General features: G+C 55.9%; 12 protein-coding genes. 9 read left to right on the forward strand and 3 right to left on the reverse strand.

The window, feature by feature from the left end; translation table 11 throughout:
* Positions 1-23 precede the first annotated feature (23 nt).
* Positions 24-1352 (forward strand): ABC transporter substrate-binding protein, encoded by a 1329-nt coding sequence (locus ABH899_RS06205; protein WP_369994870.1) that lies wholly within the window; start codon positions 24-26, stop codon positions 1350-1352.
* Positions 1353-1435: 83 nt separating this feature from the next.
* On the opposite strand, the gene ABH899_RS06210 is transcribed toward ABH899_RS06205, so the two are convergent.
* The gene (locus ABH899_RS06210) at positions 1436-5419 is read right to left on the reverse strand and encodes a glycosyl hydrolase family 18 protein (protein WP_369994872.1); all 3984 of its coding nucleotides are present in this window, start codon (positions 5417-5419) and stop codon (positions 1436-1438) included.
* Positions 5420-5939: 520 nt separating this feature from the next.
* Positions 5940-7667 carry a methyl-accepting chemotaxis protein gene (locus tag ABH899_RS06215; RefSeq protein ID WP_369994874.1) on the reverse strand — a complete coding sequence of 576 codons (1728 nt, stop codon included), beginning with the start codon at positions 7665-7667 and terminating at the stop codon, positions 5940-5942.
* Between the two features lie 276 nt (positions 7668-7943).
* On the opposite strand from ABH899_RS06215, the gene ABH899_RS06220 reads away from it, so the two are divergent.
* The 5 genes from ABH899_RS06220 to phoU all read left to right on the forward strand — a co-directional run bounded on the left by ABH899_RS06220 (position 7944) and on the right by phoU (position 12299).
* Complete coding sequence (locus tag ABH899_RS06220) at positions 7944-8840, forward strand: phosphate ABC transporter substrate-binding protein (protein ID WP_369994877.1); 897 nt, start codon at positions 7944-7946, stop codon at positions 8838-8840.
* A gap of 277 nt (positions 8841-9117) precedes the next feature.
* Positions 9118-9984 carry a phosphate ABC transporter permease subunit PstC gene (pstC, locus tag ABH899_RS06225; protein WP_009671360.1) on the forward strand — a complete coding sequence of 289 codons (867 nt, stop codon included), beginning with the start codon at positions 9118-9120 and terminating at the stop codon, positions 9982-9984.
* Positions 9981-10838: a phosphate ABC transporter permease PstA gene (pstA, locus tag ABH899_RS06230; protein ID WP_009671372.1), complete on the forward strand. Its 858-nt coding sequence runs from the start codon at positions 9981-9983 to the stop codon at positions 10836-10838. Before pstC ends, pstA begins: the two co-directional genes overlap by 4 nt.
* Before the next feature lie 17 nt (positions 10839-10855).
* The gene (gene pstB / locus ABH899_RS06235) at positions 10856-11623 is read left to right on the forward strand and encodes a phosphate ABC transporter ATP-binding protein PstB (RefSeq protein ID WP_036740494.1); all 768 of its coding nucleotides are present in this window, start codon (positions 10856-10858) and stop codon (positions 11621-11623) included.
* 16 nt (positions 11624-11639) lie between these two features.
* Positions 11640-12299, forward strand: a complete 660-nt coding sequence (gene phoU, locus ABH899_RS06240) for a phosphate signaling complex protein PhoU (protein ID WP_369994880.1) — start codon at positions 11640-11642, stop codon at positions 12297-12299.
* Positions 12300-12735: 436 nt separating this feature from the next.
* Here phoU and ABH899_RS06245 read toward each other — a convergent pair whose 3' ends face one another.
* Complete coding sequence (locus ABH899_RS06245) at positions 12736-13485, reverse strand: HAD family hydrolase (protein ID WP_369994882.1); 750 nt, start codon at positions 13483-13485, stop codon at positions 12736-12738.
* A 208-nt stretch (positions 13486-13693) separates the two neighbouring features.
* Between ABH899_RS06245 and polA the strand changes: the two genes are divergently transcribed.
* From polA to ABH899_RS06260, 3 genes are all read left to right on the forward strand, one after another.
* The gene (gene polA, locus ABH899_RS06250; RefSeq protein WP_369994885.1) at positions 13694-16360 is read left to right on the forward strand and encodes a DNA polymerase I; all 2667 of its coding nucleotides are present in this window, start codon (positions 13694-13696) and stop codon (positions 16358-16360) included.
* Positions 16361-16400: 40 nt separating this feature from the next.
* The gene (mutM, locus tag ABH899_RS06255; protein WP_009671479.1) at positions 16401-17261 is read left to right on the forward strand and encodes a DNA-formamidopyrimidine glycosylase; all 861 of its coding nucleotides are present in this window, start codon (positions 16401-16403) and stop codon (positions 17259-17261) included.
* Positions 17262-17324: 63 nt separating this feature from the next.
* Positions 17325-18092 (forward strand): MntP/YtaF family protein, encoded by a 768-nt coding sequence (locus ABH899_RS06260; protein ID WP_369994888.1) that lies wholly within the window; start codon positions 17325-17327, stop codon positions 18090-18092.
* Positions 18093-18110: the final 18 nt, after the last annotated feature.

Below are 18110 nucleotides of genomic sequence, written 5' to 3' on the forward strand. Positions count from 1 at the left end.
TATACGATGGGAGGAAACGAGTTGTGGTCAAACTTACTAAAATCTTCGTGCTGCTGCTCCTGCTCACAGTAACCACCGCGGGCTGCTTCCGGTCCGAGCCGCTCATTCCCGCTTCAACCGCTCCCGCCGAAAAGCCGGCTCCCTCTACGGGCCAAGCGGCCGTTCCGAACCATTTGTCGATATGGACCCATTACGGCGGGATTGAGACCATGGCCGCCAAATTCAAAGAAAGCTACCCGGATCTAAGCGTAGATGTAAAGGTCATTCCTTACGCCGAATATGTGGGAGCTTATCTGCAGGCGCTGGCGGACGGGAAACCGCCGGACGTCATGATGGTCGACAGCAGCGATTTCGGCAATTTCTCCGCGATCGAAGGGCTGGAGGATCTGCTCAAGCCTCCTTATCAGGCGGGAAAATACCGGAACGACTTCAGCCCTTCCCTCTGGGATAGCGGCATGTCGGCGGACGGAATCGAGCTGATTGCCCTTCCGCTTTCCACGGCGCCTACCGTTACCTATTACCGGGAGGACATTATGAAGCAGTACGGGTTTCCTTCGGAGCCCGAGGAGCTTGCCAAGTATATGGAAGACCCCGCAAACTGGCTGAGTATGGCCAAAAAACTGCGCGAGCATAACATTTATTTGACGCAGTGGGTGAACGAAACGGTCCAGCTCTTCGAGCGTTCCGAAGGCATCTTCGACCGCAAACTGAATTTTATGCGGTATAATGAAGCGTTTCACAAAGCGGTGGACATTGCCAAAAAAGTCAACGATTTCGGCTTGGAGGCCCATCTGGACGTATGGGGCGATTTGGGCCGGAAGGCGGTCCAGGACGGAACGATCGCCATGATGTATTTTGGGACATGGGGAGTCGAACAGATTAAAGAATGGGCGCCCGAGACGGCCGGCAAATGGCGCGAAACGAGACTTCCTTTCGGCTTGTACGGCTGGCAGAACAGCACCAATTTCCTTCTCCCTTCGAACGGTGCCAACAAGGAGATGGGCTGGAAATTCATTGAATTCACCGTTACGGAATACAGCAAGGAAGGCCTCAGCGGAGCGGTTCCGGCCTATTTACCCGCCCGCGGCAATGCGAAGGAATTGGCGGCCACGAATCCGTTCCTGGGGGGACAGAAAACCTATGCGCTTCATGAGGATTTGATGACCCGGGTGAGAGAATTTCCTGCCACGCCGCTGGACGTCAAAGCCCAGGAGATCTGGGAGAATGAGATCGCAAGCGGCATTGAGAAAAGACTGTCTACCAAACAGATTATCGCGGACGCACGAGATAAAATCGAACAGTCCCTTTCGAAAGAAAAGCAGATTTTACTGGATACCATGAAGAAAAAATAAAAAACAGCAGCCCGCCCGTCAAAACGGGGCGGAGCTGCTGTTTTTCCGTTACGGTCCGATTAGCATGGCTGCCGAATCAGTTCTTATTTTTTAGTCCAGAGAGCCGGCACGTTGGAAGGCTCCCATCCCTGCAGGGAGGTGTGCGGCTGGCGGCAGATATACGTCGAGCCGTTGTAGGTGACTTCTTCATTAACCTTGTAGCTGACGCCGGCTGCCCATGCGGCAGGACCTCCGGGAGCTGCCGGGTCCGTCGTTGCCTGGATGGAAGCGGCTGCGGATACGTTGCCTGCCGCATCCTTGGCTTTTACGGTGAACGTATAGGCCGTGTTCGCGGTCAGCCCTGTGATGACGGCAGTCGTACCTGTGACGTCCACAGTACTGGTACCGTACGAAACGGTGTAGCCCGTTACGCCGACATTATCCGTTGAAGCGGTCCAGCTGAGGCTGACACTACTCGAAGATTTTGCCGTTACTTTCAGCGCCGTTGGCGCCGTAGGTGCCGAAGTGTCGCCGGAGCCGCCGCCGTTAGCGGTTGTGACGGCCAGCGGAGTGCTTGCCGCGGATACGTTGCCTGCCGCGTCTTTCGCTTTTACGGTAAACGTGTAGGAGGTGTTTGCCGTTAGATTGCCCACGTTAAAGGTCGTGCTTGCCGTATCGGCAATTTTGACCGATCCCTGATAGACTTCGTAGCCGGTTACGCCGATATTATCCGTGGATGCGTTCCACGTAAGCGTGACGCCTGTAGCCGTTACGTTGGAAGAACGGAGATTCCCCGGAACGGAAGGTGCCTGATTATCTCCTGGAGTTCCCGGGCCGAAGCTGTCCAGATAGGCGCGGTGGCTGTTCGAGAACTCGAAGTTGTTGAATTTGTCCCAGTTGATGGACCAGGTCATCAGACCTCTCAGTCCCGGTTGAACGGAACCGCGAAGGGTATAGGAGCCGAAAGCTTTGCCTTTCATCAGATAGTCCAGCGCTTTATGCACTTCGGAGACGCTTGTGAAGCCGCCGCCCGCGTTGCCGTTAGCCGGAAGTCCGACCACGACTTGATCCGGACGGAGCGCCGGGAAGAAGGAGTTCGGATTTTTGGCGATCGGGAAGCCCGTAAGCAGCATGTCGGTCATGGCCACGTGGAAATCGGCTACGCCCATCGTGTGGTACTGATCGTCCAGTCCCGTGATAGGGCCGGAGTTATAGAGCTGAACCTGCAGCCAGTCCAAAATATCGCGTACGCCGTAAATCACCGGCAGGTAAGCCCCGGCACGCGTATCGCAGCCGCTGCAAGTGCCGCCGTAGAAGGAGTAGCCGAGCTGGACGAAAAACGTTTCCGGAGCCATAGTCAGCATGAATTTGTCGCCAAAAGAATCATGCAGCTCGTGGATAGCGGAAATCAGGTTAGTAATGACCGGTGTGGTCGGATTTTTGAAATCGGCATCGCCCGGGTTCAGGTACAGGGAATGGCCCTCGAAATCAATATCCAGGCCGTCGAAGCCGTATTTGGAAATGATGGACTTCATGGAGCTTACAAAATTGCTGCGTGCGCCGGCCGTTGTAAGCTGGACCTGGCCGTTAGCGCCGCCGATGGAAATAATGACTTTCTTGCCTTGGCTTTGCAGATAAGCGACATCGGCTTTAAAATCCGCATCTGTGTAGTTGAAAGGTGTGAATCCGATCGTTCCAGTCGTCGATCCGCCTACAGGCTCGGCGAAGGAAACGTTAATGACATCGAACTTGGGGGAGATATCGCGCAGACGAATGAAACCGGAACCGTTGTCGAAGTTGTGCCAGTAGCCGACGAGCACCTTGGTGCTCGGAGCCAGGGCCGAAGATGTGCTTGCAGCGGAGCTGCCAGGAGCGATGGCGGGTAAAGCCGCGCCTGCGCCTGCGATCAGATTAGAAGCAAGTGCCGCGCCGGCGGAAGAAACAGAAGCGGGAGAACCCGCTCCCGCTCCGCAATCACTGACATATTTCCAGACGCCGTATTGACCGGAAAGATCCGGGCGTTCACCTTGCGTCCACCATTTTGCTTCATAGATTTTGCCGTTGTAGGAGACGCGTTGTGCCGCCGTATACGATTTGCTTGTGTCCCAAGCCGCCGGGCAAACAGCGCCGCCGGAGCCGCTGTCCGTCGTAGCCGACACGGTCGCCGCTGCGGAAAGGTTGCCCGCCGCGTCCTTCGCTTTTACGTTGAACGTATAAGCGGTGCCGGCCGTAAGGCCGCTGATCGTTGCGGTTGTACCGGTGACGTTGACGCTCGTGCTGCCGTAAGATACGGTGTAGCCGGTTACGCCTACGTTGTCGGTGGAAGCCGTCCAGCCGAGTGTTACGCTGGTCGATGTTTTGGCGGTTACGGCCAGATTAGCCGGAGCCGTCGGTGGCGTCGTATCCGTTCCGCCGCCCGAGTTTGCATCGGTGGTAACGGATACGGCGGAGCTTGCCGCGGATACGTTGCCCGCCGCATCCTTCGCTTTTACCGTGAAGGAGTAAGCCGTGCTTGGCGTGAGACCTGTGATTGTTGCGGTAGTCGCCGAAACGTCAATCGTCTTGGTGCCGTAAGTGACGGTGTAGCCGGTCACGCCGACATTGTCCGTCGAAGCGCTCCACGAAAGCGTAACGCTTGTGGACGTTTTAGCCGTCGATGTCAGGTTGGCCGGTACGGAAGGTGCAATCGTATCGCCGACCGGCGCGGAACCCGACAGGTCGGTTGTGACTTTCTTCAGAAGCGTCTTGTTGCGGTCGCCGCTGAATTCCCAGAGCATGCCGCCGCCAAGACCTTTGGACTTGATGAAGCTTGTTTTATACCCGATGGATTCGGCATCGTCGTAAGAGATGAACGTGCCGTTCGAAGCGTTGTACAGGAACGGAACTTTCGCCGTGTTGTTCCAGTAGCGGGTGTATCCGTTTTTGTTGATATAGTTGGCTTCCAGATCGTAGAAGTCGAAAGAGCCTTTCTCCCACGTTCCGGTAGTCGCCAGACCGGCGCACTGCTGGTATTCGCCGTTAGCCGTGTTCTTGCAGCCGCTCCAGCCGCGTCCGTAGAAAGCGAGGCCGAGAACGATTTTGCTTGCCGGTACGCCGGCGTCGAGGTGCCCTTGTACGCCTTTTTCCACATTGAACGTGTCCGCATTCGGTACGCCTGCGGCAATTGCGGCCGGATCGGTATAGAGTGGAGCGTTGTGAGCGCTGACCGTCTGCCAGCCGCCGTTAAAGTCGTACGTCATGATGTTGATCCAATCGAGATACTTGGCAATATTGCCGAGCTCGGTGTTGGCCGCGTAAGTCGGACCTGCGCCGGAAGCAATGGTCAAGAAATATTTTTTGTTGTCCGCCGTGCCTGCGGCATCCAGCTTCTCGCGGATCTTCTGAAGGAGCAGCGTATAGTTCTGCTTATCTTCCGGGCGAGCGGAGTTGCCTGCAAGGCCTCCTCCAACCGGATACTCCCAGTCGAGGTCGACGCCGTCAAACTGATATTTGCGGATAAAGTCGACCGCGGAGTTTGCGAATACTTCACGTGTCGCAGCGCTTGCCGCTACATCGGAGAAACGGTTGGACCAGGACCAGCCGCCTACGGAGATGATCGTCTTGAGGTTCGGGTTGGCCTGTTTCAGCTTGATCAGCTGTTTCAGGTTGCCGCGGACCGGCTCATCCCAAGTATCGCCGGGGAAGCTTTTCTGCGTGTCGATCCAAGGATCGCCCAGAACGACCGTGCCGTTCGGAACGTTAATGTTGGCGCCCGCAGCATCTTGGCAGGCCCACGTTTGCGGATTCGGACCGGTCGGGTCCGGGTTGCCGTGTTTGCCGTTCCAGCAGATATCGGCGAAAGCGTAGTTAATGTGCGTAACTTTCGAAGCATCGATGTCGGCGACGTTGTAATTGCGGCCGTAAGCCGCCCACGAAGGGTAGTAACCCACGATTTTATAAGATTCAGCCGCCGACGCTTTCTGCGCGCTTAAGCCCAGGAACGGGAATAAAGACACAATGAGGGTTACGATCAACAGGATGCGGAGCGCAACCCGGGCCGGTGAGTGGGAACGCCGGGTTTTGGCAGATTGCCGGGATTTCAGGTTCATTAAGTAATGCCTCCTTTTCGGATAGGGGAAATGGTAACGCTTTCATGAATAAGAGTCCACAGAACTTCAACAGCATCCGGATTGTTCCGCATGGGTTGCGGTTCCTGGCTGCATGCACCTCCTTTATGAGATAACCGTCTGAATGGGAGAAGAAGGGTGTAAGGTTGAACGACCGGCCTTGATAGGCTTGGATATAAGCGACAGGCGAACGAGCTTGAAACAGGCGAAAGCACAAGGTTCTTCTTCTCGCGATGAAACCGGTTAACTAATTTCAGTATCAAGGAAAATGGCGGGAAGCAAAAGGGATAACATTAGACGATAAGGGAGAAGTTTCTCTATTTTTCGCCCTTTTCTTACAAGGAACTGACATGAAAGATGAACAAAGGTCAATTAAAATGGAGTGTTTCATGAGCGATAACCGGTTGTCTTGAAAAAATCCGCGGGAGTCGCACAGAAACGTCTCCTCGACATGTAAAAAAGCACCGCCATGACGGGGTGCTCTTGCGATTATTTCCGGCGTTTACGAAGCTTCGCCGATCTTGAACTTGTTGATTTCGCGGTACAGGCTTTCCGCGAGTCCGTTCATCTCGTCGGCCTGCACGGCGATGCTCCGGATGGAGGCGTCGTTCTCGGTCGAAGCCGAGGTGACTTCCTGCACGCCCGCGGACGTCTGCTCGGCAATTTCCGCCATGTGGCGGATGGTGCCGACGAGCTGCGCGCTGCTGTGCAGGGAACGCTCGATGCGGCCGTTGACGAATTGAATCTGATTCGTCACGACTTCCATCGCGCGTTCGATCGCTTCGAACGAGCCGAGCGATTCGCGGACGGTCAGCTCCTGGGCGTCCGCATGGCGCCTCGCGTCCGTGACGCGGGCCTGCATCTCTAGCATCCGGCTCTCGACGGATGCGATCGTACCCGCGGCGCGGCGGGCTTCGTCGCTCGACTGCTGCGCGAGCTGACGCACTTCCGCGGCGATGACGGCGAAGCCGCGCCCGCTGGAGCCGGCGGCGGCCGCCTCGATGGCGGCGTTCAGCGCCAGCAGGTGGGTTCTGGACGCGATCTCGGTAATCGCGTCCAGGATGGTGCCGATGCGGCGGGAATCGCCTGCCAGCGTCGCCATCGCTTCCTGCACCTGCCCGAGCACCCGCCGCGTAGCGCCGCTGGCTTCCTCCAGCGAGTGCACGGAGCGGGAACCCTGCACGGTGACCTCCGCCGCTTCCCGGCTCGCCTGGCTCATCACCGCCGCATACTCGGCGATCTCGCGCGTCTCGCTTTCGAGCCCGGCGACGGAGGTCGACGCGTGCTCGGAATCCGCCGCCTGATCGGAAGCGCCGCGCGCAATGGCGGACATCGCCTGGACGATGTCCGCGTTGGCCGCCGCCGTGTCGGTGGACACCCGGCGGAACGTGACCGACTGCCCGGCCAGCGCCGTCGCGATGCCGCTCGTATGCTCGAGCATGCCGCGGACCTGGGCGGTCATCCGGTCGAAGCTGCGGCTGAGCTCGCCCAGCTCGTCCTGCGTGCGGCTTCCGATTTCATGCCGCAGATCGCCGGACGCCATGCGCGCGACCGCTTCCTGAAGCTTGCGCACCGGAATGAGGAAGGAGCGGATCAGCAGGACGGCGACAACCGCGGAAGCGAGAAGGACGAAGACGGCCGCGGCGACGGTGACGCTCACGGTCTGCGCGATGACTTTCTGGGAGTCGTCGACAGCCGCCTGCGCATCGGCCGAGAAGGCGATATAGAACTTATCGACCAGCTTAAAAATCGTTTCGCGCAGCGTCTGTCCTTCCCCGTAATAATGAAGCATGCTCAGCTCCATCTCTTTGGGGCTGACTTTCTTCTCCTGGACGAGCTTGGCGGCTGCGTCGAAATTGTTTATGTAATCCGCGGAAGCGACGATAAGTCCCCCGCGCCACGCTTTCTCCTCTTCGGTCCGGGCGGTTTCCTTGATGGCGTCGAGAAGACTGCTATACACCTTTCTCTTCTGCTCGTATCTCTCTATATAGGAAGGATCTTTCGAAAGCTCCAGGCCGGAAGCGATAATGCTGAGTTCCTGAACCGTTTCTTTCAGCTCCAGCGCAGTCGTTTTCATGGCGACCCGCTCGTTTTGCAGCGCGATCTGCGCGTTGATTTTACTGATTTGATGAACGAGGAAAAAGGCCATGGCCACAAACAGCAGAATCAGAACCCCGAAGCTGGCGATCAATTTGCGTTTCATTGTACTTAGATAGAAGAAATTCCCCATGTTCACCCTCCGATAGGTCTCTTTGTTTGAAAATTACCTTTATATAGGTCTATAGTCGCTTTAACTATAAGTCTTCAGTATTAGAGAACGTGAAGGATTTTGTAAAACGGGAGTAAAATAGGCTCATTTTGAAGGAGGTTGAGGGGATAGGGGCAGCCCCGTAAAAAGTTTTACATGAAATTTACGTTTGGACGACTTGCAGTTTACATTCGCTTGTTACGATGTCCTAGGAAACACAAAACAAAGAAAGAAACGTCAAAGGAGGACATGTACAACATGTTGAAGTTCATGTCGAAAAAAGGGTTATCCATCTCGCTAGCTGCAGTGCTTACTCTGGGGGTATTGGCTGGCTGCGGAAAGACAGACACAAACGCAGGCGGCGCAGCAACATCGAACAAGCCTGCCGAAACAACGGCGGCTCAAGAAATTTCCGGAACGGTTACGGCTTCCGGTTCCAGCGCTCTTCTCCCGCTCGTGAAAGAAGCGGCGAAGCTGTTCATGGAAAAGAATCCGAAAGTTACGATCAACCCGACGGCCGGCGGTTCCGGCAAAGGTCTTAAAGACGTAGCGGACGGCATTTCGAATATCGGGAACTCCGACGTTGCCGCCGGCGACGAATACAAAGACAAGAACCTGAAAGAACACGTGGTTGCGATCGCTCCGTTCGCACTGATCGTAAATCCTGACGTAGGTATCGAGGGCTTGACGAAACAGCAGGCAGCCGATATTTTCATGGGTAAAATCAAAAACTGGAAAGAAGTAGGCGGCAAAGACGCTCCGATTAACGTCGTTCATCGTCCGGACTCTTCCGGTTCCCGGAAGCTAGTGCAGCAAATCGTCCTTGACGGCAAAGACTTTACTAAAGACGGCGTCGTTCAAGAAAGCACGGGTGCCGTTAAAACAGCCGTAGGCAGCCAATCCGGCTCCGTTGGTTACATTGATACGCCGTACCTGGACAACACCGTTAAAGCTCTGAAATTCGACAACGTCGCTTTCTCCAAAGAAACGATCAAAGACGGCAGCTACAAGCTGTTCGGAACCGAGCGCATGTATACGAAAGGCGAGCCTACCGGCGCGACCAAAGCTTTCCTTGACTACATCATGAGCCCTGATTTCCAAACGAAAAAAGTCGAAGAATTGAAGTTCCTTCCGGCTGACCTTCTGAAAAAATAAAATGATTTACTTCCGTGGGATGTCCTGAAGCTTATCAACTTCGGGGCATCTTTTTTTTTGCCGCAAAATTTACACGGGCTTTACAATTGATTAATTTTGTATTTACAAACAGGGCCTATGATTAAGAAGAATCATTTAGTACTTTGTGCTTACCGACTATGCACGCATTCCGATTGAAGGGGGCTTCCCGTTTGTGAACACTTACGCTCAGCAAACAACGAAGACGAAGGAGCAGAGCCGACAAAACCGCCAAAGCCAGAAAGGACCCACGCGCTGGATGAAACTGCAAAAACGGCAGGACAGCGTGATGAAGCTGCTGTTTGTCGGCAGTGCGGCACTCGTCTCGATTGTCATATTTTCGATTATTTTGTTTGTCGGTGTACAAGGCATGCGCACCTTCTCGGGCGTCAGCCCGATTGAATTCTTCTTTTCGACAGACTGGACGCCAAGCGCGGACAAATACGGAGCGTTTCCGTTCCTGTTCAGTACTTTTCTGTTAACGATGCTCGCCATTGTACTTGCGGTCCCTCTCGCCGTAGCGGGAGCCGTCTTCATGGCGAAGATCGCACCGAAATGGGTGAGAGAGATCATGCGTCCGGCCACGGACCTGTTCGTGGGCATTCCGTCGGTCGTATACGGCCTGATCGGCCTTACGGTCATTGTGCCTTTTATCGGAAAAGTGGTGAACGGGACAGGATACGGTATTTTGCCGGCGGGAATCATCCTCGCGATTATGATTCTGCCGACCATCCTGTCCATCTCGGAGGACGCGATCCGCGCACTGCCTCCGCGGCTGGAAGAAGCGTCGCTGGCGCTCGGAGCCACCCGCTGGCAGACGATTTGGCGCGTGCTGCTTCCCGCGGCCCGGCCGGGGATTTTGACCGGCGTGGTGCTTGGAATCGGAAGGGCCATCGGAGAGACGATGGCGGTATTCATGGTTATCGGGAACTCGCCGCAGATGCCCAAATCGCTGATTGACTCGACCACGGTTCTGACGACGGCAATCGTCAAGGATATGGGGAACACGAACTACGGATCGACCTGGAACAACGCGCTTTATTTGATGGCCTTTGTTCTGTTGATCACTTCGCTGCTGCTGATTCTCATCATCCGTGTCGTATCAAGAAGGAGTGAAGTGAAATGAACAGTAAAACGACTGACCGGATCGCCACGCTGTTCTTCTGGGCAACCGGCATCTTTATCCTGTTGATCCTGGCTTGGTTCCTGATCCGGATTCTCGGTGCGGGACTGCCGCATCTTACATGGGATTTCATCACGGGTAAGCCGGAAGATATCGTGGCCGGCGGGGGCGTCGGACCCCAGCTCTTCAACTCGTTCTATATCTTGTTCCTCTCTCTGCTGTTCTCGCTGCCGATCGGGTTGGGAGCCGGTATCTACCTGGCGGTGTATGCCAAAAAATCACGTTTTACCGAAATTGTCCGCATGTCCGTCGAGACGCTGTCTTCCGTGCCATCCATCGTATTCGGCTTGTTCGGATTTCTCCTCTTCGTGGACTTGATGAATTTTAAAATTTCGATTTTGAGCGGTTCCCTGGCTTTGGCGCTTCTGAATCTGCCGGTTCTTGTCCGGGTCACGGAGGAATCGATCCGTACCGTGCCCGAATCGTACTGGGAAGCGAGTCTTGCGCTCGGTTCGACCAAATGGCAGGCGATCCGCAAAGTGCTGATTCCTTCCGCACTGCCGAGCCTGATCACAGGCATTACGCTCGTAGCCGGACGCGCACTGGGTGAATCGGCCATCCTGATTTATACGTCGGGGCTTTCCGTTTCCCGGCATTTCCCGGATTTCAATCCGCTGACGATGGGCGAGACGCTCTCCACGCACTTATGGTACATCCAGGCGGAAGCCATCGTGCCGGATGCGAAGAAAATCGCGGAAGGCAGCGCGGCGCTCCTTCTTGTAGTCGTTCTGATCTTCAACCTGCTTATCGGCATTCCTAGCCGAATCATCCAAAAAAGACTTACGGGAGGGAAATAACCTTGACAGCTCCTGCCATGACTATTGCGACCGATACAAAAATAAAAGTAAACGGGCTGGATCTTTTTTACGGAGACAACCAGGCCCTTCACAGCATTGATCTGGACATCGCGCCGAATACCGTGTCCGCCCTGATCGGGCCTTCCGGCTGCGGGAAATCGACCTTTCTGCGCACGCTCAACCGGATGAACGATCTGATCGACAGCGTGAGGATTAACGGGACCATTAAGGTGGACGGCCAAGATATTTATTCGCCGGAAAGCGATATCGTGTCTCTGCGCAAACGCGTGGGTATGGTTTTCCAGCGTCCGAATCCGTTCCCGATGAGCATTTACGACAACATTGCTTACGGACCGCGCATCCACGGCCAGAAAAAACGCGCCGTTCTCGACGAAATCGTGGAACGCAGCCTGCGTCAGGCGGCCCTTTGGGACGAAGTGAAGGACCGCCTGAACAAGTCGGCTCTGGGCCTGTCCGGCGGTCAGCAGCAGCGTCTGTGCATCGCCCGCCTGCTGGCGGTCGAGCCGGAAGTGCTGCTGATGGACGAACCGACCTCGGCGCTCGATCCGATTTCCACCTTGAAGGTGGAGGAGCTCACGCAGACGCTGAAGGAGCGTTACACGATCATTATCGTGACGCACAACATGCAGCAGGCCGCGCGTATCTCCGACCGCACGTCTTTCTTCCTCAACGGAATTCTCGTTGAGACCGATCAGACCGACAAGATTTTCACAAATCCGAACGACCAGCGCACCGAAGATTACATCACCGGCCGTTTCGGTTAACTCTAAGGGGGCTTCAATGAATAATCGCCTTAATTTTCAGCATTCGATTGACGATCTGCAGAACGAACTGCTCGATTTAGGCTCCATGGTTGAAAATTCCATTCACCAGGCTGTAGAAGCGCTGACCCGGCTGGATACGGATCTCGCGCGGCGCACGGTCGAGGATGACGACGCGGTAGACGAACTGACGCTTCGCATCGAAGAAATGTGCCTGAAGCTGATCGCGCTGCAGCAGCCTATGGCGGGCGATCTGCGGATTATCGGCACGGCGCTCAGCATAGCGACGGATCTCGAGCGGATCGCCGACCATGCCGTGGACATCGCGAAGATTACGATCCGCCTGTCCGGAGAGACGCTGGCCAAGGAATTGATCGACATTCCCCAGATGGCCGAAATCTCCAAAGAGATGCTCCGCGAGAGCCTGGTCGCTTATATGAACCGCAACATTCATATGGCCGCTTCGCTGGCGGAGAAGGACGATCAGGTGGACAAAATATTCAGCCGCATCATGACCGACGTGATCGGGATGATGAATGCGGATTTCACCCGCAACCGTCAGCTGACGCACCTGATCATGGTAGCCCATTACCTGGAGCGGGTGGCCGACCATGTGACGAACATCGGCGAGAGCGTAATTTACATGGTCACGGGTAAACGAAAAGACTTGAACGTGTAGAACGGCTTCAATGCCGCCTGATACCGGGCCGTACGTATCGGAGAACCCGGCTTGGTAGGTAAGCATGACAAGGATGTAAGAATGCAAGGATGTAAGAATGCAAGGATGTAAACCTGTAAGGATGGCGACGGTGCATTGAAAGTTGCCGTATTCAGCCTGGCGCTACAAAGAAGCGAGAACGGAAAACAGCTTGTCGGGAACTTCCCGGCAGGCTGTTTTTTTGTGATAGGAGTGCAGACGAACAGGCGAAGCGGCACAAGATCAAGAGCAGAAGCAAGCTCCTTAACCCGTAAGATCTTCTCTTGTCCGGACGCGTACGCAAACGTCGTCCGTGCTTGCAAGGCCCATTAAGAAACCGCCCCTCGGGGCGGCTGTGCGCATGATTTTATGAAATTGTTCCTGCCGTTAGTCGAGGGCCGGGCATAATAAGCCGCGGCTAAAGCACATGCACCAGCTGCTTGACGGACCGCACGATAACGACTTTCTGACGACCGACTTTCCGCTGGGAAATCTTTTTCACATGGGGCGGGTAAATCCAGACGGCATCCAGACCGCAGCGGGTGGAGCCGATGATGTCGTTTTTCCACGAGTTGCCGACCATGACGCCCTGGCCCGGGGCTATGCCGGTTTCTTTCAGGGCGGTCCGGTACAAACCCGGATGCGGCTTGCGCGGCCCGTCTTTCGTGGAGCTGAAGAGCAGTTCCTCGGGGAAAAAGGAGGACAGCCGGAGCCGCCCGATGTCCCTCTCCAGTCTTTTGCGGCTGCCGTTGCTGATGACCGCCAGCTTGTAGCGCTCGCCCAGAGACGCCAGCGTTTCTTCGACGCCGGGAAAAAGCCGGACGTAGTTTCCTTCGGTTTCTTCAATTTGCTCAAAAAAACCTTTGGCAAACGTTTCGTTCACCGATATGGGAAAAGCGTCCAGCGCCTTTTCCAGGCAGGCTATCCGCATTTCTTCGCTGGGACGGTGGCCCCGGGGGCGCAGCTTCCGCAGTTTTTGCCACTCCTGCTTATAAATCTGAAGCGCACCTTCGGGGGAAGCCGCCCCGTCTTCCTGTTCCCATCTTCCGGTGTAGTCTCCCAGTACCTCCGTGAATGCCGAATCGAAGCACTGCCTGCGGTCGACCAATGTATTGTTCATATCGAAAAAAACCAATTTCTTGGGAGCCGGAAAAAAAAAGGGACTCATCTCGGTCCTCCTTCCCTCGCCGGACGAAATCCAGCTGAAAACACCGGACGCGCCGGCTTTGCATCGTACTATCAGTCTATGTGCGGAAAGCGGAGAACATCACCGCAAGCCCGGGAGGATAGGCTCAAAAATTACCGGGCTGAAACTTTTTCATATTCGTCCAGCCTGTGCTATCATGAACGTATATGTCCAAAATTCGGGGTGTAAGATGGAAAAATTGATCGTTATTGATGGAAACAGTATTGCGAGCCGCGCCTTTTACGCGCTGCCTCTGCTGAGCAATTCCGCCGGTCTTCATACGAACGCCGTTTACGGATTCACGACCATGCTCCTCAGACTGATTGAAGAAGAAAAACCGACTCATTTTCTCGTGGCTTTCGACGCGGGCAAAGTGACGTTCCGACATAAAGATTACACGGAATACAAAGGCGGACGAGCCAAAACCCCGCCGGAGCTGTCCGAGCAGTTTCCACTTATTAAAGAATTGATGAGCGCTTTCGGCATCCGCCAGTTCGAGCTGGAAGGCTACGAAGCGGACGATATCATCGGCACGCTGACCAAATCGGCGGAGCAGGAAGGCAAGGACGTGCTGGTCGTTACCGGCGACAAGGATATGCTGCAGCTCGTATCGGACCGTGTGACGGTTGCCCTGACCCGCAAAGGCATCAGTGAAGTGGACCGTTACGATCCGGCCGAGATCCAAGCGAAGTACGGCCTCGTTCCGGCCCAGATTATCGATCTCAAGGGTCTGATGGGCGACTCTTCCGACAATATTCCGGGCATTCCCGGAGTAGGCGAGAAAACGGCCCTGAAACTGCTGCACGAGTACGGTTCCGTCGAGTCCGTGCTGGAGCATGCGGACGAGATGAAAGGCAAGATGAAGGAAAAGGTCCGCGACCATGCGGATTCCGCGCGGATGAGCAAGGAAATCGCGACCATTTACCGCGAAGTGCCGATGGATACGGACTGGAGCAGCCTCGCCTTCTCCGGCTTCGAAACGCCTGAGCTTGCGGCCATGTTCCGCAAGCTGGAGTTCAAGTCGCTGCTCGAGAGGCTGGACTTCTCCGGCGCGGGGGGAGCGGACTCCCCTGAAGGGGCGGAGCCCGGCCCCGCGGAAGAGCTGGTTGTCCGCCTGATCGACGCGGACAACATCACGGACCTGACCGGCGCGCTGAAAGACGTAAGCGCGCTGCACGTGGAGGCCGTGGGTGACAATGCCCACACGGCCGAGCTGGTCGGGGCGGCTTTCCACACGCCGGAAGCGGGCTACTACGTGCCCGCGGGCGTGCTCACCGCTCCCGGAGCGGAAGCGCTGCGCGCCTGGCTGGCGGACGAGCGTGCTCCGAAGAGCACGTGGGACCGCCACCGCGCGGAGCTGGTGCTCGCCTGGAACGGCATCACGCTGGCAGGCGTGACGTTCGACGTCATGCTCGCGGCGTATCTGCTCGATCCGACGGAGTCGTCGCTTACGCTCAGCGTCATCGCGGATAAGTACGGCGCGCTTCATGTAGCGCCGGACGAAGCGGTCTTCGGCAAAGGCGCGAAATTCCGCCTGCCGGAGACGGAGGCCGTCGCGGAGCATCTCGTCCGCAAGGCCGACCGCATCTTCCGCCTGGACGTTTCGCTCCGCGAGAAGCTCGAGCAGGCGGATATGAAGCAGCTCTACTATGAGCTGGAGCTTCCGCTCTCGGGTGTGCTCGCGGATATGGAACTGCGCGGCATCAAGGTCGATACGGCCGGGCTGAAGCAGCTGGGCGATGAACTCGCCGTGCAGATCGAGCGGACGATGACGGAGATTTACCGCCACGCCGGCATGGAATTCAATATCAACTCTCCGAAACAGCTGGGAGAAGTGCTGTTCGAGAAGCTCCAGCTTCCCGTCCAGAAGAAAACGAAGACAGGCTACTCTACGGATGCCGAGGTGCTTGAAAAGCTGGCCCCTTACCATGAAATCGTGCAGGGCATTCTCCATTACCGGCAGCTCGCCAAGCTCCAGTCCACGTATGTGGAGGGACTGCTGAAAGAGGTGCGGAAGGAAACAGGCAAGGTTCATACGTACTACAGGCAGACGATCGCGGCCACGGGCCGGCTCAGCAGCCAGTATCCGAACCTGCAGAACATTCCGATCCGGCTGGAGGAAGGGCGCAAAATCCGCAAGGTGTTCGTGCCTTCGGAGCCGGGCTGGTCCATTCTGGCCGCGGATTACTCGCAGATCGAGCTTCGGGTGCTCGCTCACATTTCCGGTGACGAGAATCTCAAGGAAGCTTTTACGAATAATATGGATATTCACACGAAAACGGCCATGGATGTATTCGGCGTAGCCGAATCCGAAGTGGACGCGAATATGCGCCGCTCGGCGAAGGCCGTTAACTTCGGCATCGTTTACGGGATAAGCGATTACGGGCTCTCCCAGAACCTGGCCATTTCCCGTAAGGAAGCGAGCCAGTTTATCGAGCAGTATTTCGCCGTTTTCCAGGGTGTCCGCCAGTATATGGATGACATTGTGAAACTGGCCCGCGAACAGGGCTACGTCACGACACTGCTGCAGCGGCGCCGGTATTTGCCGGAGATTACCGCTTCTAACTTTAACCTCCGTTCTTTCGCGGAAAGAACGGCGATGAATACGCCGATTCAAGGAACGGCGGCCGATATCATCAAGCTGGCCATGGTGCAAATGGACGAGCGTCTTAAAGCGGAAGGCCTGAAAAGCCGGATGCTTCTTCAAGTACATGATGAACTGATTTTCGAAGTTCCGCCCGAAGAGCTCGAAACGATGCGCCGCATCGTGCCCGAGGTCATGGAAGGCGCGCTTGCGCTGGACGTGCCTCTGCTCGCCGAGGTGGATTACGGATCCAACTGGTACGAAGCGAAATAGGGAGATTATGAAAACACAGCATGAACCGAGGTGAAGCGCCATGCCGGAATTACCGGAGGTGGAAACCGTCAGACGGACGCTCAGCCGACTGGTCGTCGGCAAGACGATTCAAGAAGTGGAAGTCCGCCTGAAACGGATTATTCAAAAACCCGAAGAACCGGAGCTATTCGCCGATCTTCTGGAAGGCCAGACGATACAGGGCGTGAGCCGCAGAGGCAAGTTTCTGCGTTTCCTGCTCGATGACGGCGTGTTAGTCTCCCATCTTCGTATGGAAGGCCGCTACGGCCTCTACGAAGCTTCGGACGAGGTGGAACCTCACACGCATGTGATTTTCCGCTTTACGGACGGAACGGAACTGAGATACCGCGATGTGCGGCAGTTCGGCACGATGCATCTTTTCGCAGGAGAGGAAGATCTGAGCAGCAAGCCGCTTCATAAGCTGGGCATCGAGCCGCTGGACGAGTCTTTTACGTTCGAAGCCTTCCGGCAGGCCATCGGCAAGCGGAGTACGAAGATCAAACCGCTGCTGCTCAATCAAGCATACATCGTCGGACTCGGTAATATTTATGTAGACGAGGCGCTTTTTCGGGCCGGAATTCATCCCGAGAGAGAGGCGGCTTCGCTGACCCGCCTTGAACTTCAGAGACTTCACGAAGCGATTGTGCATACCCTCCAAAGCTCGGTCGAGGCCGGGGGCTCTTCCATTAAATCGTACGTAAACGGCCAAGGCGAATCCGGAAATTTCCAGCATTCCCTGAACATTTACGGCCGGAACGGCAAACCCTGCGTTAACTGCGGCAGCTTGATCGAGAAAACCGTCGTCGGCGGCCGGGGCACGCATTTTTGCCTGACATGCCAGCCTCTCAAAAGAAAGCGCAGCGCGCCGAAAAATAAGCTTTAGCACAACTCCTCCTACCCTTCCATATGATAAGTGAGTAGAAAATGCAGGTAGGAGGAATGAGGCGTGCTTCCATTTTTTTCTCTGTTGATTCTGGCTCTGGCCGTCAGTTTGGACGGCTTCGGGGTAGGGATGATGTACGGCTTGCGTAAAATCCGTATCCCGCTTCCGTCCCTGGCGATCATTTCCCTGTGCTCGGGAATCATCATTTACATTTCGATGAGTTTTGGAGTGTGGTTGACGCGGTATTTATCCCCGGACTATGCCGGTATGCTCGGTGCGGTCATTCTGATCGGCATCGGAATCTGGGCGCTGGTTCAGTTTCTGGCACAGAAACAGGGCAATGACGGCGACGGTGATGAAAAGGAACGTACACAGACGGCGAATGCATCGGCGGTACCGGCCAGAACGGCCCGTCTGGAAGCTGTTTTCCAGACGAATCCGGTTGCGGCCCGCCGTCCTGAAGCCACAAGGGCAGAGCCGGAGCGCGAGCCGCGGATGTTTTCGATCGAGATCAAGCGGCTCGGACTCGTGATCCAGATTTTGCGTACGCCTTCCGCAGCCGACGTGGACCGGTCCGGCAATATTTCTTCTTCGGAAGCGACGCTGCTCGGAATCGCGCTGTCCCTTGACGCTTTCGGCGCGGGCATCGGCGCCGCTTTGATCGGGTACACCCCGCTGCTGACATCGGCGGTAATCGCGGTAACGAGCGGGCTGTTTATTTACTTCGGCCTGAAAATCGGCTATACGTATTCCGGGTTCGGCTGGATTCGTAAAGTATCGGTGCTGCCGGGAGTCGTCCTGATCCTGATGGGCATTTCCAAGCTGTTTTAGCTGTTATTCCTTAAAAAA

Source organism: Paenibacillus sp. RC84 (assembly GCF_041260495.1).
Classification (GTDB): domain Bacteria; phylum Bacillota; class Bacilli; order Paenibacillales; family NBRC-103111; genus Paenibacillus_F.